This is a genomic window from Kaistia sp. 32K, assembly GCF_016629525.1.
GTDB lineage: Bacteria > Pseudomonadota > Alphaproteobacteria > Rhizobiales > Kaistiaceae > Kaistia.
Genome location: NZ_AP024269.1, coordinates 4,607,254 through 4,633,644, shown reverse-complemented (window position 1 = coordinate 4,633,644; position 26,391 = coordinate 4,607,254). Strand labels below are relative to the sequence as shown.

The 26,391-nt window shown below is 67.7% G+C and carries 23 protein-coding genes; 12 read left to right on the top strand and 11 right to left on the bottom strand.

All coding sequences use genetic code 11. The annotated features are described in order from the left end of the window. Positions 1–36: 36 nt before the first annotated feature. Positions 37–1,977 (top strand): acetate--CoA ligase, encoded by a 1,941-nt coding sequence (acs, locus tag K32_RS21350; protein WP_201401439.1) that lies wholly within the window; start codon positions 37–39, stop codon positions 1,975–1,977. 21 nt (positions 1,978–1,998) lie between these two features. Here the strand turns inward: acs and K32_RS21345 are convergent, their stop codons facing one another. The 3 genes from K32_RS21345 to K32_RS21335 all read right to left on the bottom strand — a co-directional run bounded on the left by K32_RS21345 (position 1,999) and on the right by K32_RS21335 (position 2,810). Further along, on the bottom strand, positions 1,999–2,292 hold the full coding sequence (locus K32_RS21345) for a type II toxin-antitoxin system RelE/ParE family toxin (RefSeq protein ID WP_201401438.1): 294 nt from the start codon (positions 2,290–2,292) through the stop codon (positions 1,999–2,001). After that, positions 2,280–2,552 carry a CopG family ribbon-helix-helix protein gene (locus K32_RS21340; protein ID WP_201401437.1) on the bottom strand — a complete coding sequence of 91 codons (273 nt, stop codon included), beginning with the start codon at positions 2,550–2,552 and terminating at the stop codon, positions 2,280–2,282. The genes K32_RS21345 and K32_RS21340 overlap by 13 nt, the downstream gene beginning before the upstream one ends. 63 nt (positions 2,553–2,615) lie before the next feature. Next, the gene (locus K32_RS21335) at positions 2,616–2,810 is read right to left on the bottom strand and encodes a DUF1674 domain-containing protein (RefSeq protein ID WP_201404603.1); all 195 of its coding nucleotides are present in this window, start codon (positions 2,808–2,810) and stop codon (positions 2,616–2,618) included. Positions 2,811–2,987: 177 nt separating this feature from the next. Between K32_RS21335 and htpX the strand changes: the two genes are divergently transcribed. The 4 genes from htpX to purH all read left to right on the top strand — a co-directional run bounded on the left by htpX (position 2,988) and on the right by purH (position 9,028). Next, the gene (htpX, locus tag K32_RS21330) at positions 2,988–4,001 is read left to right on the top strand and encodes a zinc metalloprotease HtpX (protein WP_201401436.1); all 1,014 of its coding nucleotides are present in this window, start codon (positions 2,988–2,990) and stop codon (positions 3,999–4,001) included. Positions 4,002–4,105: 104 nt separating this feature from the next. Next, on the top strand, positions 4,106–5,362 hold the full coding sequence (locus K32_RS21325; RefSeq protein WP_371813051.1) for an RsmB/NOP family class I SAM-dependent RNA methyltransferase: 1,257 nt from the start codon (positions 4,106–4,108) through the stop codon (positions 5,360–5,362). A gap of 231 nt (positions 5,363–5,593) precedes the next feature. Then, a complete protein-coding gene (locus K32_RS21320) occupies positions 5,594–7,342 on the top strand; it encodes a heparinase II/III family protein (RefSeq protein ID WP_201401435.1) in 1,749 nt (582 codons plus the stop codon). Positions 7,343–7,411: 69 nt separating this feature from the next. Continuing rightward, entirely contained in the window at positions 7,412–9,028 is a 1,617-nt protein-coding gene (purH, locus tag K32_RS21315; RefSeq protein ID WP_201401434.1) for a bifunctional phosphoribosylaminoimidazolecarboxamide formyltransferase/IMP cyclohydrolase, read from the top strand. 280 nt (positions 9,029–9,308) lie between these two features. On the opposite strand, the gene ccmB is transcribed toward purH, so the two are convergent. After that, entirely contained in the window at positions 9,309–9,980 is a 672-nt protein-coding gene (gene ccmB, locus K32_RS21310) for a heme exporter protein CcmB (RefSeq protein ID WP_201401433.1), read from the bottom strand. After that, positions 9,977–10,597: a heme ABC exporter ATP-binding protein CcmA gene (gene ccmA, locus K32_RS21305; RefSeq protein ID WP_201401432.1), complete on the bottom strand. Its 621-nt coding sequence runs from the start codon at positions 10,595–10,597 to the stop codon at positions 9,977–9,979. Before ccmA ends, ccmB begins: the two co-directional genes overlap by 4 nt. Positions 10,598–10,891: 294 nt before the next feature. Here ccmA and acnA point away from each other — a divergent pair, with 294 nt between their 5' ends. Further along, positions 10,892–13,582 carry an aconitate hydratase AcnA gene (gene acnA / locus K32_RS21300; protein WP_201401431.1) on the top strand — a complete coding sequence of 897 codons (2,691 nt, stop codon included), beginning with the start codon at positions 10,892–10,894 and terminating at the stop codon, positions 13,580–13,582. Between the two features lie 222 nt (positions 13,583–13,804). Further along, positions 13,805–14,581, top strand: a complete 777-nt coding sequence (locus K32_RS21295) for a thioredoxin family protein (protein ID WP_201401430.1) — start codon at positions 13,805–13,807, stop codon at positions 14,579–14,581. Between the two features lie 559 nt (positions 14,582–15,140). Here K32_RS21295 and htpG read toward each other — a convergent pair. Continuing rightward, complete coding sequence (gene htpG / locus K32_RS21290) at positions 15,141–17,045, bottom strand: molecular chaperone HtpG (protein WP_201401429.1); 1,905 nt, start codon at positions 17,043–17,045, stop codon at positions 15,141–15,143. Positions 17,046–17,586: 541 nt separating this feature from the next. Here htpG and K32_RS21285 point away from each other — a divergent pair. Further along, positions 17,587–17,970, top strand: a complete 384-nt coding sequence (locus tag K32_RS21285; RefSeq protein ID WP_371812748.1) for a DUF2794 domain-containing protein — start codon at positions 17,587–17,589, stop codon at positions 17,968–17,970. A 14-nt stretch (positions 17,971–17,984) separates the two neighbouring features. On the opposite strand, the gene K32_RS21280 is transcribed toward K32_RS21285, so the two are convergent. From K32_RS21280 to K32_RS21260, 5 genes are all read right to left on the bottom strand, one after another. Next, positions 17,985–18,329 carry a hypothetical protein gene (locus K32_RS21280; protein ID WP_201401427.1) on the bottom strand — a complete coding sequence of 115 codons (345 nt, stop codon included), beginning with the start codon at positions 18,327–18,329 and terminating at the stop codon, positions 17,985–17,987. Between the two features lie 122 nt (positions 18,330–18,451). Then, entirely contained in the window at positions 18,452–18,994 is a 543-nt protein-coding gene (locus K32_RS21275; RefSeq protein WP_201401426.1) for a GNAT family N-acetyltransferase, read from the bottom strand. A 94-nt stretch (positions 18,995–19,088) separates the two neighbouring features. Then, positions 19,089–19,865: a Bax inhibitor-1/YccA family protein gene (locus K32_RS21270; RefSeq protein WP_201401425.1), complete on the bottom strand. Its 777-nt coding sequence runs from the start codon at positions 19,863–19,865 to the stop codon at positions 19,089–19,091. A gap of 222 nt (positions 19,866–20,087) precedes the next feature. After that, positions 20,088–22,667: an ABC transporter permease gene (locus K32_RS21265; RefSeq protein ID WP_201401424.1), complete on the bottom strand. Its 2,580-nt coding sequence runs from the start codon at positions 22,665–22,667 to the stop codon at positions 20,088–20,090. Continuing rightward, positions 22,664–23,395, bottom strand: a complete 732-nt coding sequence (locus tag K32_RS21260; protein WP_201401423.1) for an ABC transporter ATP-binding protein — start codon at positions 23,393–23,395, stop codon at positions 22,664–22,666. The genes K32_RS21265 and K32_RS21260 overlap by 4 nt, the downstream gene beginning before the upstream one ends. A 111-nt stretch (positions 23,396–23,506) precedes the next feature. Here K32_RS21260 and K32_RS21255 point away from each other — a divergent pair, with 111 nt between their 5' ends. The 4 genes from K32_RS21255 (at position 23,507) to K32_RS21240 (ending at position 26,194) form a co-directional block, all read left to right on the top strand. Continuing rightward, on the top strand, positions 23,507–24,154 hold the full coding sequence (locus K32_RS21255; protein ID WP_244669672.1) for an arylesterase: 648 nt from the start codon (positions 23,507–23,509) through the stop codon (positions 24,152–24,154). Between the two features lie 69 nt (positions 24,155–24,223). Then, a complete protein-coding gene (locus tag K32_RS21250) occupies positions 24,224–25,273 on the top strand; it encodes an aldo/keto reductase (RefSeq protein ID WP_201401422.1) in 1,050 nt (349 codons plus the stop codon). Between the two features lie 79 nt (positions 25,274–25,352). Next, the gene (gene thpR / locus K32_RS21245; RefSeq protein ID WP_201401421.1) at positions 25,353–25,907 is read left to right on the top strand and encodes an RNA 2',3'-cyclic phosphodiesterase; all 555 of its coding nucleotides are present in this window, start codon (positions 25,353–25,355) and stop codon (positions 25,905–25,907) included. Continuing rightward, positions 25,904–26,194, top strand: coding sequence for a 4a-hydroxytetrahydrobiopterin dehydratase (locus tag K32_RS21240; protein WP_201401420.1), 291 nt, complete (start codon positions 25,904–25,906; stop codon positions 26,192–26,194). The genes thpR and K32_RS21240 overlap by 4 nt, the downstream gene beginning before the upstream one ends. Positions 26,195–26,391 lie beyond the last annotated feature (197 nt).

Sequence of the window (26,391 nt, the reverse complement as noted above, 5' to 3'; positions counted from 1 at the left end):
CACCGCTTCGCGCGGCGCTGCCAGGGAGGGAAGACTATGGAAGACAAGATCTATCCGGTCTCGGAGGACTGGGCGAAGCGCGCGCAGATCGACGAGCCGACCTATCGCGCCCTGTATGAGCGCTCGGTCGCGGATCCGGATGGCTTCTGGGCCGACGAGGCCAGGCGGATCGACTGGATCAAGCCGTTCACCAAGGTGAAGAACACCTCGTTCGCACCGGACAACGTCTCGATAAAGTGGTTCGAGGACGGCGTTCTCAACGTCTCGGCCAATTGCGTCGACCGGCACCTCGCCAAGCGCGCCGACCAGGTGGCGATCCTCTGGGAGGGGGATGATCCCTCGGAGAGCCGCTCGATCACCTATCGCGAGCTTTCCGAGCAGGTGAACGTCTTCGCCAACGTGCTCAAGGAGATGGGCGCCAAGAAGGGCGACCGGATCACCATCTACATGCCGATGATCCCGGAGACGGCCTTCGCCATGCTCGCCTGCACGCGCATCGGCGCCGTGCATTCGGTCGTCTTCGGCGGCTTCTCGCCCGACAGCCTCGCCGGCCGCATCCAGGATTGCGGCTCGAAGCTCGTCATCACCGCCGACGAGGGCCTGCGCGCCGGCAAGAAGATCCCGCTCAAGGCCAATGTCGACGCCGCGCTCGCCAAGATCGCCGACGACGTGAAGACCCTGGTCGTGCAGCGCACCTTCGCCGATATCCCGATGCGGAACGGCCGCGACGCCTTCTACAGCGATCTGACCAAGACGGTGCCGCAGCATTGCGATCCCGAGCCGATGGGCGCCGAGGATCCGCTGTTCATCCTCTATACGTCCGGTTCGACCGGCAAGCCGAAGGGCGTGCTGCACACCACCGGCGGCTACCTGGTTTACGCCTCGCTGACGCACAGCAAGGTGTTCGACTATCAGGACGGCGACATCTACTGGTGCACCGCCGATGTCGGCTGGGTCACCGGCCATTCCTACATCGTCTACGGCCCGCTTTCGAACGGCGCCACGACGCTGATGTTCGAGGGCGTGCCGAGCTATCCGACCAATTCCCGCTTCTGGGAAGTGATCGACAAGCACAAGGTCAACATCTTCTACACGGCGCCGACGGCGATCCGCGCGCTGATGCAGGCCGGCGACGCGCCGGTGAAGAAGACCTCGCGCGCCTCGCTCCGCCTGCTCGGGTCGGTCGGCGAGCCGATCAATCCGGAAGCGTGGGAGTGGTATCACCGCGTCGTCGGCGACGATCGCTGCCCGATCGTCGACACCTGGTGGCAGACCGAGACCGGCGGCATCCTGATCACGCCGCTGCCGGGCGCGATTGCGCAGAAGCCGGGCTCGGCGACGCTGCCCTTCTTCGGCGTCCAGCCGGCGATCGTCGACGGCGAGGGCAAGGTGCTGGAAGGGGTCGCCGAGGGCAATCTCATCCTCACCGATTCCTGGCCGGGCCAGATGCGCACCGTCTATGGCGACCACGAGCGCTTCGTGCAGACCTATTTCTCGACCTACAAGAACGCCTACTTCACCGGCGATGGCTGCCGGCGCGACGCCGACGGCTATTACTGGATCACCGGCCGCGTCGACGACGTGCTGAACGTCTCCGGCCACCGCATGGGCACGGCCGAGGTCGAGAGCGCGCTGGTCGCGCATGAGCATGTCTCGGAAGCGGCCGTCGTCGGCTATCCGCACGACATCAAGGGGCAGGGCATCTACGCCTATGTCACGCTGATGGCGGGCGTACAGCCGAGCGACGAGCTGCGCAAGGCGCTGGTCGGCTGGGTGCGGACGGAGATCGGCCCGATCGCCTCGCCGGACCTGATCCAGTTCGCGCCGGGCCTGCCGAAGACGCGCTCCGGCAAGATCATGCGCCGCATCCTGCGCAAGATCGCCGAGGGCGAATTCGGCAATCTCGGCGACACCTCGACGCTGGCCGACCCGGCCGTCGTCGACGACCTGGTCGCCAACCGCCAGAACAAGCGGTAGCCACTATCCCGGGAGGCCAGCTCAGTAGCCGGCCTCCCGCTGATGGCGAAAGGCAAGGATCAGCAGGCGGTCCGATTCCATGTCGTGATGGTAGAGCGCGACATAGCCGAGCCTGCCAAACGGGATCACGAGCTCGCGCAGTTCCGGCGCCTCGGCGACGCGGCGGCCGATTTCGGGCGACAAGGTCAGTTTCTGCAGTCGTTCCCGGATTGCCGATGCGGCTCGGCGCGCTGCTTCGGGATCGCGCGCAGAAAGGTGGCTGCGGCAGCGCTCGATGCCGGCAAGCGCGCCGGCTGTCAGGATTATTTGTGGCAAGGCGGCGGAGGCGCATCCGCATCCGTGCCCCAGCCGTCGAGCCAGGCCTCGGTCTCGTCGAGGGTCAGATGCAACCCGTCCTCGCCAAAGGCGCTGAGCGAGGCCAACGCCTCCGCCTTGAAGGCCTGACGCGCCTCCTCGCGATCGAGATATTCCACGATCGCCTCGTGCAGCATGACATCCGGATCGAGACGACGCGTCTCGGCCAGCGCCTTCAGGCGCGCCTCGGCATCAGGATCCAGCTTGACTGACAACGTCATGGCATTCCCGATCACGTCGATTGCCGAGCGAGGCTAGCACAGGAAGACGGGCTCGTCGCCGCCTCAGAAATCGCTGGCGATGCCCTTGTTTTCCCAGTCGCCGTAGCGGACCGGTTCGGGGCCGGAGCGGCCGAGGATCTCGCGCGGGCGCTTCGTCGCGGCGTCGATTTCGGCGCGGCGGACCTCGGCCTCGGCGAGCGCGCGCTGCGCGGCTTCGCTCAGGGGTCGCGGGGCGGGGGCGGGTGCTTCGTTGGTCATGGGCCTCGGGGCGGCTGTGCCGGAAAGGGCTGATTCCGGCGGGATTGGCCATGCGGCGGAAGGGAACTGCAACAGGGCCGCAACTTGCAGGTCGACCTGCATCTTCCCATCATATAGGTCGATCCCGCACGGTGCTGCAATGCAGGCGCCGCGCGCCACCCGGAGCTGGAGTGACCGATGAACGTGATGCGTACTGCCATGCTGATTGCGGCCCTTACCGCCATCTTCATGGGAGTCGGCTACCTGATCGGCGGTTCGAGCGGCATGATGATCGCCTTCGTCATCGCCGCCGGCATGAACGTGTTCAGCTACTGGAACTCCGACAGGATGGTGCTGTCGATGTACGGCGCCCATGAGGTCGACGAACGCAGCGCGCCGGAGTACTACGGCATCGTCCGCGATCTGGCGCAGCGCGCCGGTCTTCCCATGCCGAAGGTCTATGTCATCGATTCCGCCCAGCCCAACGCCTTCGCGACCGGCCGCAATCCGCAGAACGCCGCCGTCGCCGCGTCGACCGGCCTGCTGCAGGCGCTGACCCGCGACGAGATCGCCGGCGTGATGGCGCATGAGCTGGCGCATGTGAAGAACCACGACACGCTGACCATGACGATCACCGCGACGCTCGCCGGCGCGATCTCGATGCTGGCGAATTTCGCCTTCTTCTTCGGCGGCAGCCACAACCGCGAGAACAACAACCCGCTCGGCATCATCGGCGTGATCGCCGCCGCCATCGTGGCGCCGCTCGCCGCCATGCTGGTGCAGATGGCGGTGAGCCGGACGCGCGAATATTCGGCCGATCGCCTCGGCGCCGAGATCTGCGGCCAGCCGCGCGCTCTGGCGAGCGCCCTTGCCAAGATCGCGCGCGGGGCGCACGAGATCCCCAACGAGGCGGCCGAGGCCAATCCGGCCTCCGCCCATCTCTTCATCATCAATCCCCTATCCGGGCAGCGTATGGACAATCTCTTCTCGACACATCCGGACACCGAGAACCGGATCGCGGCCCTGATGGCGATGGAGGCCGAATTCGGCGGCCGTCGCGGCGGCGGCGGTTCGGCCCCGGGCCGGCCCAAGGCCAATGTGAGCCTGCCGGGCGGCTTCCGCTCGGCCCGTCCCTCCGCCGGCGCTGCCCCTCGGGGCCCGTGGGGTGGTTCGGGCTCCAATGGTTCCTCCGGCAGGGGGCCGTGGGGTTGAGTAAGAAGACAACGCCGTCCGGCGCCCGTCCCTCCCGCCACGCGCCGCGCGCGCCCCGTCTTGCACCCGGCGTCGCCGCCCGCATGGCCGCCACCACGGCGCTGATGGCGGTGCTCGCCGAGCATCGCCCGCTCGACAGCGCCATCGATGCGACCGACGGCCCGTTCGAGACGCTCGACCCGCGCGAGCGCGGGCTGGCGCGCGCCATTCTCGGCATCGCGCTGCGTCGTCGCAGCCAGATCGACGACGCGCTCGGTCGCTTCCTCGACAAGGCGCTGCCGCGCAAGTCGGGCCCGCTGCCCGCCATCCTGCATGTCGCCGCCGCGCAGATCCTGTTCATGGACGTGCCGGATCACGCCGCCGTCTCGATCGCCGTCGAGACCGCCGAGGCCGATCGCGACGCCCGCCATTTCAAGGGCCTGGTCAACGCGGTATTGCGCCGGCTGACCGAGCAGCGCGACGCCATCCTGGCGTCGCAGGATGAGGTTCGCCTCAACGTGCCGGACTGGCTCTATGAGCGCTGGGTCGCCGACTATGGCGCCGCCACCACAGCGGAGATCGCCGCGGCCCATCTGCTGGAACCGTCGCTCGACCTGACCGTCAAGTCGGACCCCGAGGGCTGGGCCGAGAAGCTCGGCGGCATCGTTCTGCCGACCGGCAGCGTCCGGCTCATCCCGCATGGGCCGATCGACGCCTTGCCGGGCTTCGCCGAGGGCCAGTGGTGGGTGCAGGACGCCGCCGCCGCGCTGCCGGCCAAGCTGCTCGGCAATGTCGAGGGCCTCGACGTCGCCGATCTCTGCGCCGCGCCCGGCGGCAAGACGGCGCAGCTGGCGCTTGCCGGCGCCAAGGTGATGGCGGTCGACATCTCCGAGCCCCGCCTGCAGCGGGTGCGCGAGAATCTCTCGCGGCTGAAGCTGCAGATCGGCACGATCGCCGCCGATGTCGAAACCTGGCAGCCGGGGCGGCTTTTCGACGCCGTCCTGCTCGACGCGCCCTGTTCGGCGACCGGCACGATCCGCCGCCATCCCGACGTCGCCGTGCTGAAGCGGCCCTCCGACATCAAGGCGCTGGCGAATATACAGATGTCGCTGCTGGCGCGGGCAACCTCGATGCTGCGCTCGGGCGGCATCCTGGTTTACTGCACCTGCTCGCTGGAGCGGGCCGAGGGCGAGGACCAGGTTGCGTTGGCTCTGGCGAGCCTGCCGCTGGCGCTGGAGCCGATCCGGCCGGAAGAGGTTGGTGGCCTCGAGGCGATCTGCCGCGAGGGCTTCTTGAGGACGCTGCCCTCCGACCTGCCGAACGGGGAGCCGCGCCTCTCCGGCCTCGACGGCTTCTTCGCCGCGCGCTTCCGGCGGTTCTAGAAGCGGGGCCGGCGAAGCAACCTATCGTTGGCCGGCATGGTGGCGACACGCGAAATCCGAGCGCTCCATCCCTTTTCCCTTGGGATGGAGCGGGGTCCAGCCCGCCGGAAACGGTTTCCATTTGAATCAAGGCGCAATTAGATGGGGCGCAAGGCTGGCGGACTGATTCGTTCGCCGCGTCGCATCGACAGCTCAGAAGACAATCAGCGGCAGATGAAGGAGCGAGAGGGTATGGCGTTCGGAGCAGGATCCGGTCGGGGTCGGCTCGTCCGCTTCGCACTCGCCTCGGCCTGGCGACGCGCGCGCTATGCGTTCCATGCGAGCCCGCTCTACCGCTGGAAATATTACGGCCAGGTGCCGGAGCGGCTGCTGATCGCGCCGACCGATCTCAGGACTGCCGATCCCACCATCGCCAACGACATCTATGCCGGCCGCTTCGTCTTCGCCGGCGAGGTGGTCGACGTCGCCGGATTCTCGGTGTTCGAGATCGAGGCGCCGTCGCGCGCCTGGGCCGAGCGGCTGCATTCCTTCGGCTGGCTGCGGCATCTGCGCGCCTCAGACCTCGCCGTGTCGCGCTCGAATGCGCGAGCGCTGGTCGACGAATGGATCCGCTTCCAGAAGAACCACGACCGCGCGGCGCGCGATCCGGACGTGACGGCGCGACGCATCCTGTCCTGGCTGGCGCAGACGCCGCTGGTGCTCGAAGGCTGCGACCACGGCTTCTATCGCCGCTTCATGCGCTCGCTGACCCGGCAGGTGCGGCATCTCCGGCGCGTCGCCCGCGACGTCCAGCCCGGCCTGCCGCGGCTCCGCGTCATGATGGCGCTGGCGGCGGCGGGACTGTCGCTCTCCGACCAGCCGCGCATGGTGCGCCAGGTCTCGCGCTGGCTCGATCAGGAGCTGCAGCGGCAGATCCTGCCGGATGGCGGCCATGTCGGCCGCAATCCCGGCACGGTGCTGGAAATTCTCGTCGACCTGCTGCCGCTCCGCCAGGCCTATACCGCGCGCGGCCAGCAGCCTTCCGCCGTGTTGCTCGGCGCCATCGACCGGATGATGCCGATGCTGCGCTTCTTCCGGCACGGTGACGGCTCCTTCGCCCGCTTCAACGGCATGGGCGAGACGCAGCTCGGCCTGCTCGCCACCGTGCTCGCCTATGACGATGCGCGCGGCTCGGCCGGCCGCAACGCGCCCTTCGTCGGCTATCAGCGCCTCGAGGCCGGCGACACGGTGATCCTGATGGATACCGGCGCGCCGCCGCCGCCCGCGCTGTCGCTCGACGCGCATGCCGGCTGCCTCTCCTTCGAGATGAGCGTCGGCCGCCAGCCGCTGATCGTCAATTGCGGCGTGCCGGGTCCGGGCGCGGCGGCCTTGCGACGGATGGCGCGCACCACGGCGGCGCATTCGACCGTGACGCTGAACGATTCCTCCTCCTGCCGCTTCCTGAACGGCGGCTTCCTGGCCGACCGGCTGGGCGAGGCGATCGTCTGGGGGCCCGGCCGGGTCGACGTCGCCCGCGAGGAAGATCGCGGCCAGACGACGGTGACCGCCACCCATGACGGCTACGTCTCCCGCTTCGGCATCCGCCATCAGCGCCGCATCGTGCTGTCGCCCTATGGCGATCGCGTCGACGGCGTCGATGCGTTCACCAGCGTGGCGCGCGGCGGCCGCGACGCCTTCGCCATCCGCTTCCACCTGCATCCCGCCATCAGCGCCGAGCGCATCGGCAATGGCGAGGCGGTGCTGCTCGGGCTGCCGGACGGCTCGGCCTGGGAATTCGGCGCGCCGGGGCTGGAGGTCGTCTGGGAGGAGAGCATTCGCCTCTCCGACATTCGCGGCAGCCGCCGCACCGGGCAGATCGTCGTCTATGGCCGCGCCCTGAACCAGGCCGAGGTGCACTGGTACCTGCATTGCGTCGTCGAGCCGGGCGGACATCCGCGCTATCACGACGAGCCGGAAGACGATCTGCCGCTGGGGGCGTGAAGCGGGCTGCATCGCGCGGGAAATCGTGCTATCGCGCGGGCCTCATCGACAAACCCCCGCGAGGATGCCATGGCCGTACCGCCGTCAAAGGTCGCCCTTCCCGAACTCGTTCCGATGAAGCGCGCGCTCTTTTCGGTCTCCGATTCCACCGGCCTGATCGACTTCGCCCGGGCGCTGCATGAGCGCGGCGTCGCGCTCGTCGCCACCGGATCGACCTGCAAGGCGCTTATCGACGCCGGATTGCCGGCCACCAACGTCGCCGACGTGATCGGTTTCCCGGAAATTCTCGGCGGCCGGGTCAAGACGCTGCATCCGAAGATCCATGGCGGCCTGCTCGGCATCCGCAACGATCCCCAGCACGCGGCCGAGATGGAAGAGCACGGCATCGAGGGTTTCGATCTCGTCGCCGTCAACCTCTACCCGTTCGAGAAGACGATCGCCGCGACCGAGGACTACGCCACCGCCGTCGAGAACATCGACATCGGCGGCCCGGCCATGACGCGCGCCGCCGCCAAGAACCACGGCTTCGTCTCGATCGTCGTCGACCCGGCCGACTACGCCTCGGTGCTGGAGACGCTCGACGCCAATGCCGGCGCGACGCCGCTCGCCTTCCGCAAGCGCCTCGCCGCCAAGGCCTTTGCCCGCACGGCGGCTTACGACGCCGCCGTCTCCGGCTGGTTCGCCCGCGTGCTGGAAGAGCCGGCGCCGGCCTGGCGCTCGTTCGGTGGTTCGTTGCGCGAGATCATGCGCTATGGCGAGAACCCGCATCAGCAGGCGGCCTTCTACGCCAGCGGCGAAATCCGCCCCGGCGTCTCGACGGCGAAGCAGCTGCAGGGCAAGCAGCTCTCCTACAACAACATCAACGACACCGACGCCGCCTTCGAGCTGGTGGCCGAGTTCGACCCGGCCGAGACGGCCGCCGTCGCCATCATCAAGCACGCCAATCCCTGCGGCGTCGCCACCGGCGCGACGCTCGCCGAGGCCTATGACAAGGCGCTGCGCTGCGACCCGGTCTCGGCCTTCGGCGGCATCGTCGCGCTGAACCGCACGCTCGATGCGGAAGCCGCGAAGAAGATCGTCGAGATCTTCACCGAGGTGATCATCGCCCCGGACGCGACCGACGAGGCGGTGGCGATCGTCGCCGCCAAGAAGAACCTGCGTCTGCTCGTCACCGGTGGCCTGCCGGATCCGGCGGCGAAGGGCACGACGGTCAAGACGGTGGCGGGCGGCCTGCTGGTGCAGGACCGCGACGCCGGCCGTGTCCAGAAGTCGGATCTGAAGGTCGTCACCAAGCGTGCGCCCTCTGACGCCGAGCTCGACGATCTCCTCTTCGCCTTCCGCGTCGCCAAGCACGTCAAGTCGAACGCCATCGTCTATGTGAAGGACGGCGCCACGGTCGGCGTCGGCGCCGGCCAGATGAGCCGCGTCGATTCATCGACCATCGCCGCCAAGAAGGCGGCCGACGCCGCTCGCACCGCCGGCCTGCCGGAGACGCTCGCCAAGGGTTCGGTCGTCGCCTCCGACGCGTTCTTCCCCTTCGCCGACGGCCTTCTGGCCGCGGCCGAGGCGGGCGCCACGGCGATCATCCAGCCGGGCGGCTCGATGCGCGACGACGAGGTGATCGCCGCCGCAGACGAAGCCGGCCTCGCCATGGTCTTCACCGGCATGCGCCACTTCCGCCACTGAGCGGTTCGACAATTCGCCGAATGAAAACGCGGCCTCCGGGCCGCGTTTTTTGTTTTTCGATCGGTGATCGTGTCCGGTTGCCAGATGGCATTTCTCAAACTCGACCATCATCCTGAGGTGCCCGGCAAAGCCGGGCCTCGAAGGAGGGGCCAGGGAATGCCCTTGATGGGATCGTCGGCCGCAGGATCGGGTGTTCCGCTGGACCCTCCTTCGAGGCTTCGCTCACGCGAAGCACCTCAGGATGATGGCGGAGAATCTGAAAACCGGGCCCGAAAGTCCCTTACTCCATCCCCGCACGCAGGGCCGCGGCGCCGGCGACGGGGCCGATCACGGCGCTGGCCAGCGTCAGTGCCGTGAGAATCAACATTGGCGGCAGCACGGGCAGGCCCGTCGTCGTCACCGCCGAGATCGTGCTGACGCCGAAGATCAGCACGGGAATGGTGAACGGCAGCACCAGGATCGCGACCAGAAGGCCGCCGCGGCGGAGCGCGGTGATCAGCGCCGCGCCGATCGCGCCGATGAAGATCAGCGCCGGCGTGCCGATCAGCAGCGTCAGCGTGACGAGGCCGATCGCGGTGGCGTCGAGGCCGAGGATCAGCCCGAACACCGGCGCGCCGAGCACCAGCGGCAGGCCTGTCGCCAGCCAGTGGCCGATCGATTTCGCCAGCACCACGAGCTCCAGCGGCAGGCCGGAGAGAACGAGCTGGTCGAGGCTGCCGTCGTCGCGGTCGTCCTGGAACAGGCGGTCGAGGCCGAGCAGGGTGGCGAGCAGCGCCGCGATCCAGAGCATGGCCGGGCCGATGCGGGCGAGCAGCTTCATGTCCGGGCCGACGCCGAACGGCACGACCGCCACGACCGACAGGAAGAAGATCAGCCCGACGAAGGCGCCGCCGCCGGCGCCGAGCGACAGCCGCACCGTCCGTCCGATCAGCGCGAGGAAGAAGTTCGTCATGCCGCACCGAGCCTGAGCGTCGCCGTGGCGGCGACGGGGAGGGGGCGGTGCGTCGCGGCGATCGCCAGGCCACCCGCGCCGAGATGCGCGGCGAGCAGCGCGCCAAACGTCTCCTCCGAGCGGGCGTCGAGCGCCGAGGTCGGCTCGTCCAGCAGCCAGATCGGCCGCTCGACGACGAGGAGCCGCGCCAGGCTGGCGCGCCGGCGCTGGCCGGCGGAGAGATAGCCGGCCGGCAGGTCGTCGAGATGGTCGAGCTCGACCTCTTCCAGCGCCTCGATCAGCGGCAGCCCGGGCCGGCCGGCGATTCGGGTCCACAGCGCCAGGTTGTCGCGCACCGAGAGCGACGGCTTCAGGCCGTCGAGATGGCCGAAATAATGCACGCTCTCCTGCAGCGGAAGGTCGCCTTCCGAACCGTCATCGAAGCGCAGCGATCCGGCCTCGAGCGGCAGGAGGCCGGCGATGGTGCGCAGCAGCGTCGATTTGCCCGCCCCGTTGGCGCCGGTCACCGCCAGCAGCTCGCTCTGTCCCACGGCGAAGGACAAATTTGCGAAAATGCTGCGGCCACCGCGACTTACGGCAATTTCGGTCGCCGACAGCTGGCGCGACGCAGGATTCATGCGCGGCCCCGGCCCGGAGGTGACGTCGGGTTTGGTTGCAGTTGAGCAGCTTTGAAAGATTCCAAGCGCGGCGACTTTCGTTGATCTGGCTTCTCCTTACGAAATTCATTATAAGGCCTGCAACCCGGCGCGCCGGACGCGCCGCGGCCAAGACCTGCGTCACCACCCCAGGGATGGACCGCGTGCCGAGCCAAACTCCGCCGCCACCTTGGGTGCGCCTGACCGCGTCGGGCACGCTTCGTGCATCGACTTCGGCCATGCGTTTCCGCGACTGAAACGAGGACGAACCGTACCGTGAGCAACGAGCATCCCGATAGCTTCAAATCCCGCAAGATCCTGACGGTTGGCGCGGAAAGCTATGTCTATTTCAGCTTGAAGGACGCCGAGCAGAACGGGCTTCCCGGCATCTCCAGCCTGCCTTTCTCGTTGAAGGTTCTGCTCGAGAACCTGCTCCGCAACGAAGACGGCCGCACCGTCACCAAGAACGACATCATCGCGATCAAGGACTGGCTGGTCTCGCGCGGCAAGGACGAGCGTGAAATCGCCTATCGCCCGGCCCGCGTTCTGATGCAGGACTTCACCGGCGTTCCGGCCGTGGTCGATCTCGCCGCCATGCGCGACGCGATGGTCAATCTCGGCGGCGACCCGAAGCGCATCAACCCGCTGGTCCCGGTCGACCTCGTCATCGACCATTCCGTCATCGTCAACTTCTTCGGCAACGCGCAGGCCTTCGGCAAGAACGTCGAGGAAGAATACAAGCAGAATCAGGAGCGCTACCGCTTCCTGAAGTGGGGCCAGTCGGCCTTCGACAATTTCCGCGTCGTGCCGCCCGGCACCGGCATCTGCCACCAGGTCAACCTCGAATATCTGGCCCAGACCGTCTGGACCAAGACCGAGAACGGCGAGACCGTCGCCTATCCCGACACCTGCGTCGGCACCGACAGCCACACCACCATGGTGAACGGCCTCGGCGTGCTCGGCTGGGGCGTCGGCGGCATCGAGGCCGAGGCCGCGATGCTCGGCCAGCCCGTTTCGATGCTGATCCCGGAAGTCATCGGCTTCAAGCTCACCGGCAAGCTGAACGAGGGCATCACCGCCACCGATCTCGTGCTGACCGTCACGCAGATGCTGCGCAAGAAGGGCGTCGTCGGCAAGTTCGTCGAGTTCTTCGGCCCCGGCCTCGAGCACCTGTCGCTCGCCGACCGCGCCACCATCGGCAACATGGCGCCGGAATATGGCGCGACCTGCGGCTTCTTCCCGGTCGACGATGAGACGATCGCCTATCTCGACGAGACCGGCCGCAAGGCCGAGCGCATCGCGCTGGTCGAGGCCTATTCGAAGGCGCAGGGCATGTGGCGCGAGCCCGGCCTCGCCGATCCGGTCTTCACCGACGTGCTCGAGCTCGACATCTCCTCGGTGCTCCCGTCGCTCGCCGGTCCGAAGCGCCCGCAGGACCGCGTTCTGCTCTCCGACGCCAAGGCCGGTTTCCTCGCCTCGCTCGAGGGCGAGTTCAAGAAGCCCGGCGAAGCCGACAAGCGCGTCGCCGTCGCCGATTCTGACTTCACCGTCGGCCATGGCGACGTGACGATCGCCGCCATCACCTCCTGCACCAACACCTCGAACCCGAGCGTGCTGATCGCCGCGGGCCTCCTCGCCCGCAACGCGGTCGCCAAGGGCCTGAAGTCGAAGCCGTGGGTGAAGACGTCGCTGGCGCCGGGATCGCAGGTGGTCGAGGAGTATCTCGCCTCCGCCAACCTGCAGAAGGACCTCGACGCGCTCGGCTTCAACCTGGTCGGCTTCGGCTGCACCACCTGCATCGGCAATTCCGGTCCGCTGCCGGAGAACATCTCCGCCGCGATCAACCAGGGCGACCTGGTCGCCGCCGCCGTGCTGTCGGGCAACCGCAACTTCGAAGGCCGCGTCAATCCGGACGTCAAGGCGAACTACCTCGCCTCGCCGCCGCTGGTCGTCGCCTATGCGCTCGCCGGCTCGCTGCAGATCGATCTCGCGACCGAGCCGCTCGGCACCGGTTCCGACGGCCAGCCGGTCTACCTGAAGGACATCTGGCCCTCGAACCAGGAAATCGCGACCTTCATCCGCGAGAACGTCACCAAGAAGATGTTCGAGACGAAGTACGCCGACGTGTTCAAGGGCGACGACAACTGGCAGAAGATCGCCGTTCCGCAGGGCGAGACCTACGCCTGGGACAACAAGTCCACCTACGTGCAGAACCCGCCCTATTTCGTCGGCATGCAGCAGAAGCCGCGCGCCATCACCGACATCGAGAACGCCCGCGTGCTCGGCCTGTTCCTCGATTCGATCACGACCGACCACATCTCTCCGGCCGGTTCGATCAAGCCGGCCTCGCCGGCGGGCAAGTACCTCTCCGACAACGGCGTCGCCGTCGTCGACTTCAACCAGTACGGCACGCGTCGCGGCAATCATGAAGTCATGATGCGCGGCACCTTCGCCAACATCCGCATCAAGAACCAGATGCTGGGCGGCAAGGAAGGCGGCTTCACGCTGCACGAGCCGGACGGCGTCGAGATGCCGATCTACGACGCGGCCATGAAGTACAAGGCCGAGGGCACGCCGCTGATCGTCTTCGCCGGCAAGGAATACGGCACCGGATCGTCGCGCGACTGGGCCGCCAAGGGCACCAACCTGCTCGGCGTCCGCGCCGTCGTCGCCCAGTCTTTCGAGCGCATCCACCGCTCGAACCTGGTCGGCATGGGCGTCGTGCCGCTGGTCTTCGAGGAGGGCACCTCCTGGCAGACGCTCGGCCTCAAGGGCGACGAGACGGTGACGATCAAGGGCATCGCCGGCGATCTGAAGCCGCGCCAGATGCTGGATGCGGAAATCACCTTCGCCGACGGCTCGAAGAAGGTTGTGCCGCTGCTCTGCCGAATCGATACGCTCGACGAGCTCGACTACTTCAAGAACGGCGGCATCCTGCAATACGTGCTCCGGAACCTCGTCGCCTAAGCGATTTCAGGCACCCCTGGATCGTTTTTTCGTGATCGGCCGCGCCGCTGCTTATCGAAGCAGCGGCGCGGCTTTTTGTTGTGTGCACCGGGCGGGAACGGCACCGTTCTCACGGAAGGTCACCCCGATTTGAATGGCTTGGGACGGGGTTGGGATTTAAGGTTTGCGTCGACACGCGCCGCGAGTGGCGGGCGCTGCGATGATCAGGACAAGTTGCAAGGCATGTTTGTTCGAAAATCCGGCTGGGTCGCCCTGGCGATCGGCGTGTGCATCCTGACAGCCCTTTCGGCCTCGGCCGACTCAGTCCCGGTTCCGACGCATCCGGTGACAGCTGTCCTCGAACTCTTCACCAGCCAGGGATGTGCATCCTGTCCGCCGGCCGATGAGGTATTGGAGGACTTTGCCAAGCGTCCGGACATCGTGGCGCTGTCGCTGCCGGTCGACTACTGGGACTATCTCGGCTGGAAGGACACGCTGGCGCGCAAGGAATTCACGCAGCGGCAGAAGGCCTATGCCAATGCGCGCGGCGACCGGCAGATCTATACGCCGCAGCTGATCGTCAACGGCCGCACCCATGTCGTCGGCAGCGATCGCACGGCGATCGAGGCCGCGCTCAAGGCCGAGCAGCCGCTCAGCGTGCCGATCGGGATCAGCACCACCGGCGACTCCTTCCAGGTTTCCATCGGCAGCAATGGCGACCCGACGGCGCCGAAATCGCGCAAGGGGACGATCTGGCTGGCGCTCTACAAGCGCCATGTCGACGTGCCGATCCGCAAGGGCGAGAACCAGGACCGCACGCTCAGCTACTACAACGTCGTCACCAAGCTCCGGCCGATCGCCATGTGGCGCGGCGATCCGACCAAGGTCGACCTGCCGATGAGCGAATACAATCAGGCCGAGGCCGACGGCTGCGCCATCCTGCTGCAGGCGGAGACCGTGGATGGCGAGCCGGGCGAGATGCTCGGCGCCGCCTTCATCGAAAAGGGCGCGGAATGGTGAGTGCGCTGCTTCGGAGCGTCCTCAGCGTCTGATCCTAGGTGTCTGGCCCGCAATTCAACACGCGAGTCCGATTTCCTCGCTCGAGCCGCGTTGCCCCCTTACCTCTCCCTGAGGAGACCTTTGCACAGCACCAAATGGTCGCCGTGCAACCCACGGCCGATGGGCAGGGCACCGTCGCCCCGGCGGAGGCCGGGGCCCATGAACACTGGCCAGGAAAGCTTGGATCAGCCTATCGGCCACAGGCCGGAGTGTCTGGATCCCGGCCTACGCCGGGATGACGGCGGAGGGTGGCAAGATCCGATCAGCGCGATGAAAATGGTGTTGCGCGAAGGTCTCCTGAGGGAGAGGTTCGGGCACAACGCGGCTTGCGTTGAACTACGGGCCAGACCCCAAAACGACCCTCACCCCAACCCTCTCCCGCGAGCGGGCGAGGGGGATCGCCTGCGCTTGCCGTCCCGGCTTCGAGATCGATGCAGGGCGCCGGCCAAAAGCCCTCTCCCGCGGGCGGGAGAGGGTCGGGTGAGGGGTTTGTCTGAGCCGGCCGCTATGGGCCAGGCATTCAGCCCAGATTCTTCTCCATGAGGCCCGCCAGGGCCTTGGCGAAGGCGGCCGGCTCGTCCGGCGCCTCGCCGTCGAGGATGCGGGCGAGGCCGTAGATCAGCGCCGCCGCCTCGTCGACCTTCTTCTCCGCGGCCCCTCCGGCGGCCGCCTGGGCCGCGAGGCCGGCGATCAGCGGATGCGAGGGGTTGAGCTCCAGGATGGAGGCGGAGCGTCCACCGGCGCCGTCGCGGCTCGCCAGGATCTTCTCGAGCTGGCGGTCGGGACCGAACTCCGGCGACACCAGGCAGGCGGGGCTCGTCGCCAGCCGGTTCGATCCGCGTACCTCGACGACCTTGTCGCCAAGCGCCTGCTTCAGCCGCTGCGTCAGCGCGGCGAGGGCTGCTTCCGAGGCCGGCTTTTCGCCGCTGGCGGCGTCCTTTGCCGCCTCGGCTTCCAGCACCGGGATCAGGTCGAGGCTGGAGGTGCCCTGCGTCACCGACTGGAACGGCTTGCCGTCGAAGCCGAGCGCCGTGCGCACCCAGAAGGCGTCGACCGCATCGGCGAGAACCAGCACCTCGATGCCGCGCTTGGCATAGCCTTCGAGATGCGGGCTGGCGGCGATCGTCGCCGCGTCGTCGCCGAGCGCGTAGTAGATCGACGTCTGGTTCGGGCGGAAGCCGGCGACGATGTCGGCGAGGCTGCGCCAGCTGTCGCCGCCCGTCGTCGTCTTGAAGCGGGCGAGCTTGAACAGCGCGTCGCGCCGGTCGGGCGCCTCGTAGAGGCCCTCCTTGAGCACCGCGCCGAACGCCTCCCAGACTTTTGCGAAGGCGGCCGGGTCGTCGTTGGCGAGCTTGTCGAGATCGGTGAGGACGCGGTTGGTGACGCCCTTCCCGATCGCCTCGATCACCGGGTTCTTCTGCAGCATCTCGCGCGAGAGGTTGAGCGGCAGGTCCTCGGAATCGATGACGCCGCGCACGAAGCGCAGCCAGGGCGGCAGGATCTCGGCCTCGTCGGTGATGAAGACGCGGCGGACATAGAGCTTCACCTTGCCGCGCCGGTCCGGCTCGAACAGGTCGAACGGCCGCGACGACGGCACGAACAGCAGCACCGAATATTCGGTCCGCCCCTCGGCGCGGTAGTGGATCGTCACGGCGGGCTCGTCGAAGCGGCCGCCGACATGGCCGTAGAACTCCTTGTACTCTTCCTCGGTCACCGCGGATTTCGACTTCCGCCAGAGCGCGCTGCCGTCGGCGAGCTGCTCCTCGGTGCCGTCGGCGAGTTTCAGGACGATCGGAACGGGGACATGGGCGGAGTAGGCGGTGACGATGCGCTCGATCGTCTCCGTCTCGGCATAGCTCGCATTGTCGGGGTTCAAATGCAGCACGATGCGGGTGCCGCGCGCCGGCGCCTCGGCCAAGTCGACCGGCTCGATCTCGTAGGCGCCCTTGCCGTCGGAGTGCCAGCGCCAGGCTTCGTCCGTGCCCGCCTTGCGCGACGTCACGGTGACGCTGTCGGCGACCATGAAGGCGGAATAGAAACCGACGCCGAATTGGCCGATCAGCGCCGAGCCCTTGGCGCCGTCGCCGGCCTGCTCCAGGAAGGCGCGGGTGCCCGACTGGGCGATGGTGCCGAGATTGTCGATCAGCTCCTGCCGGTCCATGCCGACGCCGTTGTCGGCGATGGCGAGGCTCGGCGCGTCCTTGTCGGCCTCGATGACGATCTGGAACGCGTCGCCGCCCTCGATCAGCGCCGGCTCGGCCAGCGCCAGCGTGCGCAGCTTCTCGCAGGCGTCGGCGGCGTTGGAGACGAGTTCGCGAAGGAAGACGTCGCGGTTGGAATAGACGGAATGCACCATCATGTGCAGCAGGCGCGAGACTTCCGCTTCGAACGAGCGGGTCTCGGCGGCGGGCTTCTGTTCGGACACGCTTTTCACTCCGGCAACGTATCGTCCCGGCCGGCGGGGCCGGGGAGGGTGATTGGCAACCCCGGACATTGGGGCGGGGGTGATATCGCCGGTTGGCGCCCGAGATTCAAGGCAGACGCGAGTCATCGCCCTCGGCTGAGCGGCGGGCCAAGAAATGCGGACAAAGAAAAAGGCCGGGCAGGGATGCCGGCCTCAGGGGCTTTTTGGGAGGGGAATGCAAATCACGCTGTCGAAGGTGGTCCGGCTCAACCAAGAACCCCGGGGGGCTGGGGGGCTGAGAAATTCCGAAGTCTGGGCCAAGCCGGACCGTTCGAAGCAATGGTAAGTTTTTGCCAGTCCTTTGCGGCCGGTGGCGGGCCGAAAAAGGGCGGAATAGTGAATTTTTCGAAAGGTACTTCACGGATTCGTGAGGTGCCGGAACGGCACGCAATTATACCGCGCGAAACCTAGGGATCGCCTCCCTGATGTGCGCTTGCCACAGCAAGGGAACGGAGCGATCATGACGTTTCGACGACGGTGCAACTGGCAACGGGAGGCGCCCGTGAGCGATGGCGAAGACAAGGCGGCGTCCGGTGGCGGCGCCACGCTTCTGGCGCTTACCCCACCGGAAACGGCCAAGCCCGTCTCCCTCGTAGCCTTCAACCGACTGGAACTGAACGAAATCCTCCGCGTGTACGGGCGCATGGTGGCCGCCGGCGAGTGGCGCGACTATGCGATCGACCATCTGCGCGACAAGGCGGTGTTTTCCATCTTCCGCCGCTCCTCCGAGATTCCGCTCTTCCGCGTCGTCAAGGATCCGGAGCTGCGCAACCGCCAGGGCGCCTATTCGGTGGTGGCGGCGGGCGGCTATGTGATGAAGCGCGGCCACGACCTGCGCCAGGTGATGGCGGTGCTCGACGGCAAGCTGAAGCTCGTGCACGGCTGAGGCACCTAGCGAGCCTATTGGTGCTGGCTAGAGGTCTCGTCGGCTTCGCATCTCGCATAGTCGTATGCCTCTCGCGCGAACCGGCTGGCCTGCTGCGATAGCTCATTGGCCTCGTTGACAAACGAGTTTAGCTTTTCGATGTATTCCTCGACCTCGCGCTTGTAGCTGTCGATTTCCCAGCTATCGCACTCATGCTTCCCCGACCACTTATAGCTGGAGAGACAGTACGGCACATCGGGACGGTCGAAGCTGCCTGGTGCATTCGGAGCGGAAAAACGACCGTATGGCTCGGAGCAGAATGCTTGGGCGTTGCTGGCTGCCGCCAATAGAATCCCCAGCGCAGTGGCTAGCCGCTTCACGGTACCTTCCCTCTCAACCTGACAGTGCTTTCGCTATATCTGAAGGTTGGAGTCACTAGAAGGGGATGCTTGGCGCCTAATGCGCGATACCTCGCCAAGCACCAACACGTGGCAGGTGTCCATTAGAGGCTGGGCGGCGTGCTCATGCCGTCGCCGAGCGGGCGCTGCATCAGCACGCTGTCGATCCAGCGACCGTGCTTCCAGCCGACCTTCTCGAAAATGCCGACCGGGCGGAAGCCGAGCGAGGCGTGCAGCCGGATCGATGCCTGATGCTGGGAATCGCCGATGACGCCGATCATCTGGCGAAAGCCGGCCTCCGTCGCCGCCTCGATCAGCGCCTGCAGCAGGCGGCGGCCGAGGCCGCGTCCCTGCGCGCCGGGGGCTAGATAGATCGAATCCTCGACGGTCGAGCGGTAGGCGGCGCGGGGGCGATAGGGGCCGGCATAGGCATAGCCGAGCAGTTCGTCGCCTGTTGTCGCGACCAGGTAGGGATGGCCGCCCTGAAGCAGCGCATCGTACCGGCGGCGCATTTCCGCTTCCGACGGCGGCTCGATCTCGAAGCTGGCGGTGCCGTGGAGGACCGCGTGGCGATAGATCGCCGTGATGGCGGCGAGATCGTCGGCAGCGACGGGGCGGATCCGGAGGTCGTCGGCGGCAGGGGGCATCGGCAGTCTCGTCGGGACCAGTCGACAAAAGGGTGGGCGACAAAAAAAGGGCGCGGCCTCGGCCGCGCCCTTCGTTTCCGTGTGGATGCCCGTCTTAGCGACGGTCGCCGAACAGGCGCAGCAGCATCAGGAACAGGTTGATGAAGTCGAGGTAGAGCGTCAGCGCGCCCATGATCGCCTTCCGGCCGGCGACGGTACCGTCATCGCCGACATAGTACATTTCCTTGATCTTCTGCGTGTCATAGGCGGTGAGGCCCGTGAAGATCAGCACGCCGAGGACCGAGATCGCGAAGCCCATCGCCGACGAGCCAACGAAGATGTTGACGATCGAAGCGATGATGATGCCGATCAGGCCCATGAACAGGAACGAGCCCATGCCGGTCAGGTCGCGCTTCGTCGTGTAGCCGTAGAGGCTCATCGCGCCGAAGGTGGCGGCGGTGATGAAGAACACCTGCGTGATCGACTGCGCCGTGTAGACGGCGAAGATCGAGGACAGCGAGACGCCCATCAGCGCCGCATAGCCCCAGAACACGAGCTGTGCCGTCGAGGTCTGCATCCGTTGGATGCTGAACGACAGGAAGAACACGAGCGCGACGGGCGCGAAGACGAGGATCCACATCAGCGGGCCGGAATAGATGGCGGCGCCGATGCTGGTGAGCATCAGGCCGTTCGCCATCTGGCCCACGGCCTGCGACGGATCACTCGTGACGGCCAGCTTGAACATCCCCAGCGCCGCGGCGCCGGTGATCATCAGGCCGATGGCCATGTAGTTGTAAACCTGCAGCATGTGGCTGCGCAGGCCCTGGTCGACAACACCGGTTTCGGCACGCGCTGCGCCAAACGGTGAGACGCGATTGTCGAAATCTGCCATCGAACTCCCTCTCCGAACCAATAAATCCGCGGACTCTGTGCCGCGAAACCCCCGTTTCCGTCGTCCGGCGTCAGAACCGCTTCGGCTCCGCCGGTCGACAAGCCCTCGGGTGCTCATGCGATATGGGCATCCCGATCTTACCCCGCAAGAGACCCTCCCATTCAATTCGGAAAGTCAGCGTGGCTCAACTGTCGCAATGGTAATCGATGATGCTGGCTGCGCCTACAGGTTTCTGAGTACCGGGGCGGCCTTTTGGCCGAGCAGCCGCCAGGTTCCGGCGAGGCCGAGGCCGATCGTCAGCGCGACCGCGATCAGCGCCGCCGCGATGGCGGTGACCGGGAAGACCGCGAAGGGCTGCTTCATCACGCCGGCGACGACGCCCCAGGCGGCGAGCGAGCCGGCGAGCACGGCGAAGATCGCCGTCGCGAGGCCGAGCAGCCCGTATTCGAGCCCGAAGGCGTAGAGCAGCTGGCGGCGCGTCGCCCCCAGCGTCTTCAGGATCACCGCGTCATAGAGGCGCTGCCGGTGGCCGGCGGCGAGCGCGCCGGCCAGCACCAGCACCGAGGCCGCGAGCGCGATCGACGAGGCCACGCGGATCGCCAGCATCAGCTGGTCGAGGATCGACGAGATGCGGTCGAGCGCCTCGCGGACGCGGATCGCGGTGACGGCCGGGAACTCCTTGCCGGTGTCGCGCATCAGCGCCGCCTCGCGCGCGGGCTCCGCGCCGCCCGGATAGGACAGCGTCGCCAGCACCGAATAGGGCGCGCCGGCGAAGGTCGACGGCGAGAACACCATGACGAAGTTGATGGCGAGGCTTTCCCAGGCGACCTCGCGCAGATTGGCGATCGTCGCGGTGATCTCGCGGCCGAGCACGTTGACGGTGACGGTGTCGCCGGGCTTGACGCCGAGGCCGCGGGCGACGCCCGCCTCCATCGAGACGAGCGGCGGACCGGCATAGTCGGCCGGCCACCATTCGCCCTCGACGAGGCGCGAGTTCTTCGGCGGCTCGGCCGAGAAGGTGACGCCGCGATCGCCCTTCAGCGCCCAGGCGACGTCAGGCGCCGGCGTCACCTGATCGGCCGGCGTCTGGTTCAGCGCGATGATGCGGCCGCGCAGCATCGGCACACTCTCGACGGTGCCGGTCGGGACTTCCTTCTTGAGGAAGTCGATGAAGGCCGGCGCCTCGGAATTCTGCACGTCGAGGAAGAAGAAGCTCGGCGCCCGGTCGGGCAGCGACTGGGTCAGCTGGCGATGCAAATTGCCGTCGATCAGCGCAATTGTCACCAGCACGGTGAGGCCGAGGCCGAGCGACAGCACGACCGATCCGGTCAGCGCGCCGGGGCGGTGGATGTTGCCGATGGCGAGCCGCCATTCGGCCGAGCGGGCGCGGGGCGCGCGGCGGGCGAGCGCGGTGACGACGAGGGCGACGATCCGAAGCAGCAGGAAGGCGCCGGCGACGGCGACGACGAAATAGATCGCGATGCGGCGGTCATAGGCGAGCAGGACGGCGAGGCCGGCGAGCACGGCCGCCGAGAGGATCGCGAGCCCCAGGAAGGCGAGGCGCGGGCGCGACTTGCCGTAGGCGGCGCCGTCGCGGAACAGCGCCGTCGGCGCGATGTCGCCAGCGCGGCCGAGCGGCACGAGCGCGAAGGTCAGCGCCGTCATCAGCCCGTAGAGGGCGGCATAGGCAAGCGCGCCGGGATAAAAGCCGGTCTGCGCGCCGACGGGCAGGACGTCGGCCAGGAAGCGGAGCGCGATCACCGGCACCATGGCGCCGATGGCGAGGCCGATGGCGACGCCGATCAAGGCGATCAACAGGATCTGGATCAGGTAGATCTGGGTGATCAGCCGGCCCGGTGCGCCGAGTGAGCGCAGCGTCGCGATGACCGGCCGCTTCACCTCCATGAAGGCGCCGACCGCGTTGGCGACGCCGACGCCGCCGACGATCAGCGCGGCGAGGCCGACCAGCGTCAGATATTGCGCGAACTGGCCGATGTTGCGCTTGAGGCCCGGCGAGGCGTCGTCGCGGCTGCGGATCTGCCAGCCGGCCTTGGGGAAGTCCTCGTTGGCCGTATCGGTCAGGCTGGTGACGGCGCTGTCCGGCGCGCCGTGCGGCAGGCGCAGCCGATAGCTCCACTGCACGAGGCTGCCGGGCTGGACGAGGCCGGTCGCTTCCAGCGCCGTCTTCGACATCAGAAGGCGCGGCCCGAAGCCGAGCCCGGTCGCGAGCTTGTCGGGCTCGTCGGCGATCGCGCCGGCAAGCGTCAGGCGCGTCGCGCCGATCGAGATCTCGTCGCCGGGCTTGAGGCCGAGGCGGGTGAAGAGCTCGGGATCGGCGAGGGCGCGGCCGGCATTGAGCGCGGCGGTGGCGTCGACGTCCTCGGCCGCCTTGAGCGTGCCGTAGAGCGGATAGGCGGCATCGACCGCCTTGATCTCGACCAGCGCCTGGTCGGAGCCGTCGGGAAGCCTCGCCATGCCGCGCAGCGAGGCGATCTCGGAAACCGCGCCATGGTGCTCGAGGAAACGGAGTTCATCGTGCGCGGCCTGGCGCTGCACCAGCGTGAAGGCGATGTCGCCGCCGAGGATCGACTGGCCCTGGCGGGCGAGGCCGTCCGTCATGGCGCGCGATACCGAGCCGACGGCGGCGATCGCCGCGACGCCGAGCGCGATGCAGGCGAGGAAGACGACGAAGCCGCGCAGGCCCCCGCGCAGCTCGCGCAGCGCGAAACGAAGCGGCAGCGGCAGGGCGAGGGACGGGCGAAGCAGCGGCGCCGCCGCGGTGAGGCTGGCCTGGCTCGTCATACCGCCACGCTCCGGGCGACGGCGGCCGTCGCATCGCCGGCGTCGATGACGCCGGAATGGATGCGGATCCGCCGGTCGCAGCGGCCGGCAAGCCCGTTGTCGTGGGTGACGAGCACCAGCGTGGTGCCGCGTTCGGCGCAGGTGGCGAAAAGCAGATCGGCGATCTCGTGGCCGGTCGCCTCGTCGAGATTGCCGGTCGGCTCGTCGGCGAACAGGATGGCGGGGCGGGCGACGAGGGCGCGGGCGATGGCGACGCGCTGCTGCTCGCCGCCGGAGAGGGCGGAGGGATAGTGCTCCATCCGGTGGCCGAGCCCGACCAGGGCAAGCTCTTCCGCCGCCCGTTCAAACGCGTCGCGCCGGCCGGCGAGCTCGAGCGGAACGGCGACGTTCTCGAGCGCCGTCATGTTGGGGATCAGGTGGAACGACTGGAAGATGATGCCGACATTCAGGCCGCGGAAGCGGGCGAGGCCGTCCTCGTCGAGGGCGGCGAGATTGGTGCCGGCGACCTCTACGCGGCCCTTGTCGACCCGTTCGAGCCCGGCCATCGTCATCAGGAGCGTCGACTTGCCGGAGCCGGACGGCCCGACCAGCGCGACGCTCTCGCCGCCGTCGACGGCGAGCGAGACCTTTTTCAGGATCTGGACCCGCGCAGCCCCCGATCCGAGCGCCAGTTCGACTGAAGAAAGCTGAATGACGGCATCGGAACCATTCGGGAGTGTATCAGCCACGCGCGAACCCTATATCGTGCGACGGGCAGGCTCGTCGATCGGAGGAAGCCGTCGAACGCCGGCGTCCTGCCGATCGCGGCGCGTTCGGCTCAATATGGTGGCAAACGACCCATGATAAAGACCCTGACGCTCGCAATCTCGCTGTGCCTGGCCCTGTTCGGCTCGGCGGCGCTGGCCGAGGGAGCGTCGGCAGCGGCCGCGCCGCTCCGCCTGGTCGTGCTCGGCGACAGCCTTTCGGCCGGTTACAACCTCGGTCCCGGCGAAGGGTTCACCGACCAGCTGCAGAAGGCGCTGGTGGCGAAGGGGCATGATGTCGCGGTCGTCAATGCCGGCGTCTCCGGCGACACCGCCGCCGCGGGCCTCGCCCGGCTCGACTGGTCCGTCGGCCCGGATGCGCAGGCGGTGATCGTCGAGCTCGGCGCCAACGACATGCTGCGCGGTTTCGATCCCGACCAGCCGCGCCAGGCGCTCGACGCCATCCTGACCCGGCTCGGCGAGCGCAAGCTGCCGGTGCTCCTTGCCGGCATGCGCGCCGCGCCCAATCTCGGGCCGGACTACGCAAAACGCTTCGACGCCCTCTATCCGGATCTGGCCGCGAGCCACGGCGCGATGCTATATCCCTTCTTCCTCGACGGCGTCGTCGCCGACCAGGAACTGCTGCTGGCCGACGGGATGCATCCCAACGCGGCCGGCGTCGCGGTGATCGTCGAGAAGATCCTTCCCGCCGTGGAGGAACTGGTGGCGCAGGCCAAGCGCTGACCGGTCGTCCGCATCGTCAGCCCGCTGTTTCCGGCCTATCGCCGCGCCCACTCCCCGGAGCTCTTCGCCATGGAATATCGTTCGCTCGGTCGGACCGACCTCCGCGTGTCCGCCATCTGCCTGGGCACCATGACTTGGGGCCAGCAGAACACCGAGGCCGAGGGCCACGCCCAGATGGACTACGCCTTCGAAAACGGCGTCAATTTCCTCGACACGGCCGAGCTCTATTCGATCCCGCCGAAGCCGGAGACCCAGGGCTCGACCGAGCGGATCATCGGCAACTGGATGAAGGCGCGCGGAAATCGCGACAAGGTCATCCTCGCCTCGAAGGTGGTCGGCCGCAACGGCTTCACCTGGTTCCGCGACGGCGTCACGCCGACGCTGTCGCGCGCCCATATCCGCGACGCGATCGAAAAGAGCCTGAAGCGGCTGCAGACGGACTATCTCGACCTCTACCAGCTGCATTCGCCCGATCGCCACGTGCCGCAATGGGGCTCCAACCCGACCGTCTATCGCCATCCCGAGCCGGCGGCGGACGAGGTGCCGATCGAGGAGACGCTCGCCGCCCTCGACGAGCTGGTGAAGGAAGGCAAGGTCCGGCATGTCGGCCTTTCGAACGAGACCGCCTGGGGCACGATGCGCTTCCTTTCCGCCGCCGAGGCCGGCAAGGGGCCGCGCGTCGTCTCGATCCAGAACGCCTACAATCTTTTGAACCGCACCTATGAGGTGAACCTCGCCGAGGTGACGATGCGCGAGCAGGTCGGCCTGCTGGTCTATTCGCCGCTCGCGCAGGGCTATCTGACCGGCAAGTACCAGAACGGCGCCCGGCCGGAAGGCGCGCGCACGACGCTGTTCAAGCGCGGCGACCGCTACGAGACGCCCGGCGCGCATGAGGCGATCGACGCCTATCTGGCGATTGCCCGCGAGGCCAACATCGATCCGGCGGCGCTCGCCATTGCCTTCGCCACGAGCCGCTGCTTCATCACTTCGAACATCATCGGCGCCACGACGCTGGAGCAGCTCAAGGTCGATATCGCGGCTGCGGACGTGGTGATCACGCCGGAGCTGGAGGCGAAGATCGACGCGGTTCACCAGTGGCGCGGCAACCCCTGCCCCTGAGGCGACCGGAAAGGGCTTTACAGCCGGCCGGCAAACCGCGACCCTTGAGGCTCCCGCCACCCGAAAAAGGAGGGCGACCATGCCGCGCCTGTTCACCGGTCTCGAGATCCCGGCGGACCTCGCCCAACGGCTCTCGCTCCTGCGCGGCGGCCTCGCCGGCGCGCGATGGATCGACGCGGAGAACTACCACGTCACCCTGCGCTTCATCGGCGACATCGACGATCGCACCGCGGACGAGATCGCCGATGCGATGGCCCGCGTCCGCCGGCGCGAGTTCGACCTGCAGTTGGCCGGGCTCGATTCGTTCGGCACCGCCAAGCCGCATTCGATCGTCGCGCGGATCGCGCCGTCGCGGGCGCTCACCGAGCTGCAGGCCGAGCAGGAGCGGATCATCCAGCGCATCGGCCTGCCGCCCGAGGGGCGCAAATACACGCCGCATGTAACGCTGGCGCGCCTGCGCAACACGCCGCATCGCGACGTCGCCGATTATCTGACGCTCCGGGGCGGGCTCGTCGCCTCGCCGTTCCATGTCGGCCGCTTCGTGCTGTTCTCGTCCAAGGCGTCGACGGGCGGCGGGCCCTATATCGTCGAACAGGCCTATCCGCTGGCCGAATATTCGGAGGCAAGGGGATGATCGCACGGCTGGGAGAAACGGAACGGACGACGGCGCTGGCCGGCCTCGAGGGCTGGACCCTGGTCGAGGGCCGCGACGCCATCACCAAGACATTCGTCTTCGGCGATTTCCAGGAGGCCTTTGCCTTCATGACGCGGGTGGCGCTGCTCGCCGAGCGGATGAACCACCACCCGGAATGGGCTAACATCTACCGGACCGTCACCGTGACGCTGGCGACGCACGACGTCGACGGCCTGACCGAGCGCGACATCGCGCTGGCGGAGGCGATGGACCGTTTCGCAGGGTAGGGGCGGGCGGCCGTTCTTCACCTCTTCCTCGGGGAGAGGTCGATGGCCATCCAGACCGATCAACCGGCTCCATCATCATCCTGAGGTGCTTCGCGCAGCGAAGCCTCGAAGGAGGATCCAGCGGGGCACCCCGGCTTGCAGACGAAGTAGCCCACCCAGCGTTCCAAATCAGGGCGTTCCCTGGACCCTCCTTCGAG

What these genes read in the sequence shown, in the direction of transcription:
- thpR (WP_201401421.1), top strand. Translation starts at nt 25,353, where the DNA reads ATGCCGCGCCTGTTCACCGGTCTCGAGATCCCGGCGGACCTCGCCCAA.
- ccmB (WP_201401433.1), bottom strand. Translation starts at nt 9,980, where the DNA reads ATGACGAACTTCTTCCTCGCGCTGATCGGACGGACGGTGCGGCTGTCG.
- K32_RS21335 (WP_201404603.1), bottom strand. Translation starts at nt 2,810, where the DNA reads ATGACCAACGAAGCACCCGCCCCCGCCCCGCGACCCCTGAGCGAAGCC.
- K32_RS21275 (WP_201401426.1), bottom strand. Translation starts at nt 18,994, where the DNA reads ATGCCCCCTGCCGCCGACGACCTCCGGATCCGCCCCGTCGCTGCCGAC.
- K32_RS21340 (WP_201401437.1), bottom strand. Translation starts at nt 2,552, where the DNA reads ATGACGTTGTCAGTCAAGCTGGATCCTGATGCCGAGGCGCGCCTGAAG.
- K32_RS21270 (WP_201401425.1), bottom strand. Translation starts at nt 19,865, where the DNA reads ATGGCAGATTTCGACAATCGCGTCTCACCGTTTGGCGCAGCGCGTGCC.
- K32_RS21250 (WP_201401422.1), top strand. Translation starts at nt 24,224, where the DNA reads ATGGAATATCGTTCGCTCGGTCGGACCGACCTCCGCGTGTCCGCCATC.
- acs (WP_201401439.1), top strand. Translation starts at nt 37, where the DNA reads ATGGAAGACAAGATCTATCCGGTCTCGGAGGACTGGGCGAAGCGCGCG.
- K32_RS21325 (WP_371813051.1), top strand. Translation starts at nt 4,106, where the DNA reads ATGGCGGTGCTCGCCGAGCATCGCCCGCTCGACAGCGCCATCGATGCG.
- ccmA (WP_201401432.1), bottom strand. Translation starts at nt 10,597, where the DNA reads ATGAATCCTGCGTCGCGCCAGCTGTCGGCGACCGAAATTGCCGTAAGT.
- K32_RS21295 (WP_201401430.1), top strand. Translation starts at nt 13,805, where the DNA reads ATGTTTGTTCGAAAATCCGGCTGGGTCGCCCTGGCGATCGGCGTGTGC.
- K32_RS21255 (WP_244669672.1), top strand. Translation starts at nt 23,507, where the DNA reads ATGATAAAGACCCTGACGCTCGCAATCTCGCTGTGCCTGGCCCTGTTC.
- K32_RS21240 (WP_201401420.1), top strand. Translation starts at nt 25,904, where the DNA reads ATGATCGCACGGCTGGGAGAAACGGAACGGACGACGGCGCTGGCCGGC.
- K32_RS21265 (WP_201401424.1), bottom strand. Translation starts at nt 22,667, where the DNA reads ATGACGAGCCAGGCCAGCCTCACCGCGGCGGCGCCGCTGCTTCGCCCG.
- purH (WP_201401434.1), top strand. Translation starts at nt 7,412, where the DNA reads ATGGCCGTACCGCCGTCAAAGGTCGCCCTTCCCGAACTCGTTCCGATG.
- K32_RS21320 (WP_201401435.1), top strand. Translation starts at nt 5,594, where the DNA reads ATGGCGTTCGGAGCAGGATCCGGTCGGGGTCGGCTCGTCCGCTTCGCA.
- htpX (WP_201401436.1), top strand. Translation starts at nt 2,988, where the DNA reads ATGAACGTGATGCGTACTGCCATGCTGATTGCGGCCCTTACCGCCATC.